Annotated in this window: 3 protein-coding genes; 2 read left to right on the top strand and 1 reads right to left on the bottom strand. The window is 75.4% G+C overall.

Features of this window, described 5'->3' with window-relative positions:
- Positions 1–69: 69 nt before the first annotated feature.
- Positions 70–1,062 (top strand): hypothetical protein, encoded by a 993-nt coding sequence (locus tag SSBG_RS19670; RefSeq protein ID WP_008747828.1) that lies wholly within the window; start codon positions 70–72, stop codon positions 1,060–1,062.
- Between the two features lie 29 nt (positions 1,063–1,091).
- On the opposite strand, the gene SSBG_RS19665 is transcribed toward SSBG_RS19670, so the two are convergent.
- Complete coding sequence (locus tag SSBG_RS19665) at positions 1,092–1,619, bottom strand: TetR/AcrR family transcriptional regulator (RefSeq protein WP_008747827.1); 528 nt, start codon at positions 1,617–1,619, stop codon at positions 1,092–1,094.
- Between the two features lie 110 nt (positions 1,620–1,729).
- On the opposite strand from SSBG_RS19665, the gene SSBG_RS19660 reads away from it, so the two are divergent.
- Positions 1,730–2,390 (top strand): MBL fold metallo-hydrolase (locus SSBG_RS19660; RefSeq protein ID WP_008747826.1); only part of this gene is annotated, 661 nt, incomplete at its 3' end.

Genomic DNA, 2,390 nt, shown 5'->3' with positions numbered 1-2,390 from the left:
GGCGTGCCGGGCGCGCTTGGCGCGCGAGAACGGGGCCGGCCGGTCGCGCCTGGCGCGCGGGAGCGGGGCGTGCCGCCGGGGGAACGGCGGCGGGCCTGGGGCGGGGTGGCCCTCGCGGTCGCGGCGGTGACGCTGCTGCGCTTCCCCGACGGCTGCTGGCTCGCGCTGCCGCTCGGACTCGCCTGCCTGGCGCACCGGCCGCTGCGGCGGGCCGCGCCGCTGGCGGCGGTGGCGGGCGGGGTCGTGGCGGGCGCGGTGCCGTGGATCGTGGAGGCATACGGGCGCTGGGGCGGGATCGCGGAGCGGCTGCGGGTCTCCAGCGACGTGCAGGGCGAGATGGGCCTGCGCTGGGCGGGCGGTGACGCCTGGCTCAGCGTCAACGGGCCGCTGCTGTGCCGCCCGTGCGACATCACGCCGTACCAGCCGTGGCACACCTGGTGGTGGCTGCTGCTGCCGGTGCTGGCGCTGGTGTGCGCGGTGCGGGCGCGGCGCGACGGGCCCGGGCGGACGGCGCGGCGGATCACGGTGTGGCTCCCGCTCGCCTGCGCGCTCGCGCTGGCCCTCCCGTACCTGCTGGCGCTCGGCTACTCGGCCCCCCGTTTCTTCCTGCCCGCCTACGCGCTCCTCTCCCTGCCCCTCGCGGCGACCGCGCTCGACGTGGCGCGCGGGCGCCGCCCGTACGTCGTGGCGCTGTGCGCGGTGCTGGCACTGTACGGGGTCGCGCAGGGCACCGGCTTCTGGCGCAACCTCATGGGCGCCCGCCACACGACCCACCGCTACGAGCGGGTGGCCGCCTCCCTCCACCGGGCGGGCGTCCGCCCCCCGTGCCTGATCACGGGCGCCCAGACCCCGCCCGTCTCCTACGCGGCCGGGTGCGCCTCGGGCAACGTCGCGGGCAACAACAAGAACCTCACCCACGCCGCCCTGCGCGCCCGCACCACTGAGATCCCGGTGGCGGCCCTCACCTCCGCCCACGCCGGCCCGCCGCCGTACGCCCGCACCTGGCAGCCGCTGCCCCTCCCGGGGACGGGCCTGCGGGCGTGGGTGGCGGGGCGGGAGTGAGGCGGTGCGGGCGAGGCGGGCCGCCCGGCTCAGCCCGCCAGCCCCCGGCGCATCGCGTCCAGGCCGTAGGTGAAGGCGCGGTCCACGTCTCCGCCCAGGCGGAAGGAGCCGCTGAGTTCCATGCCGATGAAGCCGGTGAGCCAGGCGGTGACGAAGCGGGCGGCCTCCAGGGACTCGTCCTCGCCCACGAGGTCGCTGGTCGCGTCGATGAGGGGCTGGGCGGCGCGGGCGAGGGCGGAGCGGGGGGCGTGGACCGAGTGCATCACGAGGCGGAAGCCTTCCGGGTGGGCGGTGGAGAAGGCGCGGTAGCAGCGGGCGATGGCGGAAAGGGTGCCGTCGGTGCGGGCGATGCGGTCGGCCAGGTCCTCGACGGTCGCCTCGGCCACGGCGTCGAGCAGCGCCGCGCGGTTGGCCACGTGTTTGTAGAGGGACGGGGCGCGGACGCCGACGCGGGACGCGACCTTCTGCATCGTGAGCCCGTCGGGGCCCTCCGATTCCAGGAGTGCGCGGCCCGCCGCGACGATGTCGGCGCGGGAGGTCTTCTCGGGGCTCGGCATGGTCCACCTCTCGGGAGCGGATCGGAAGGCTATTGACTGTAGCCATCATAGCTATGTACCTTAGCCATGAAGGCTAAACACCTTAGCCATCAGTTCCCCGGGAGTACCTCGTGAAGCTCGCCCCGCACCTGCACCGTCTCGGCAACGACATCGTCTCCTCCTACCTCGTCGACACCCCCGAGGGCATCACACTCGTGGACGCCGGGCTCCCCGGGCACTGGAACGACCTCCAGCGCGAGCTGCGCGAGATCGGCAGGAGCGCCGACGACATCCGCGGTCTCGTCCTCACCCACGGCGACTCGGACCACATCGGTTTCGCCGAACGGCTGCGCACCGAGCACGGGGTGCCGGTCTACGTGCACGAGGCGGACGCCCACCGCACCCGCACCGGCGAGAAGCCGAAGACGCCCTCCGACCCGATGCGGCCCGGCGCCACGCTCGGCTTCCTCGGCTACTCGCTCCGCAAGAACGGCCTGCGCACGAAGTACGTCTCCGAGGTCACCGAGATCCACGACGGCGAGGTCCTCGACCTCCCGGGCAGCCCCGTGATCATCGGGATGCCGGGCCACTCCCCCGGCAGCGTCGCCGTCCACGTGCCGCTCGCGGACGCGGTGTTCGTCGGCGACGCGCTCACCACCCGGCACGTCCTCACCGGCCGCACCGGCCCGCAGCCCGCCCCGTTCACCGACGACCCCGCCGAGGCCCGCGCCTCCCTCGCCCGGCTGGCCCCGCTCAGCACACTCCTGGGTCCTCCCCGGCCACGGCGCCCCC

It is taken from the genome of Streptomyces sp. SPB074, from assembly GCF_000154905.1.
GTDB lineage: Bacteria > Actinomycetota > Actinomycetes > Streptomycetales > Streptomycetaceae > Streptomyces.
This window is presented reverse-complemented; position numbering and strand designations above follow the sequence as displayed.

Excerpts from the sequence above, each read along its gene's own strand:
- SSBG_RS19665 (WP_008747827.1), bottom strand. The coding sequence starts at position 1,619 with ATGCCGAGCCCCGAGAAGACCTCCCGCGCCGACATCGTCGCGGCGGGC.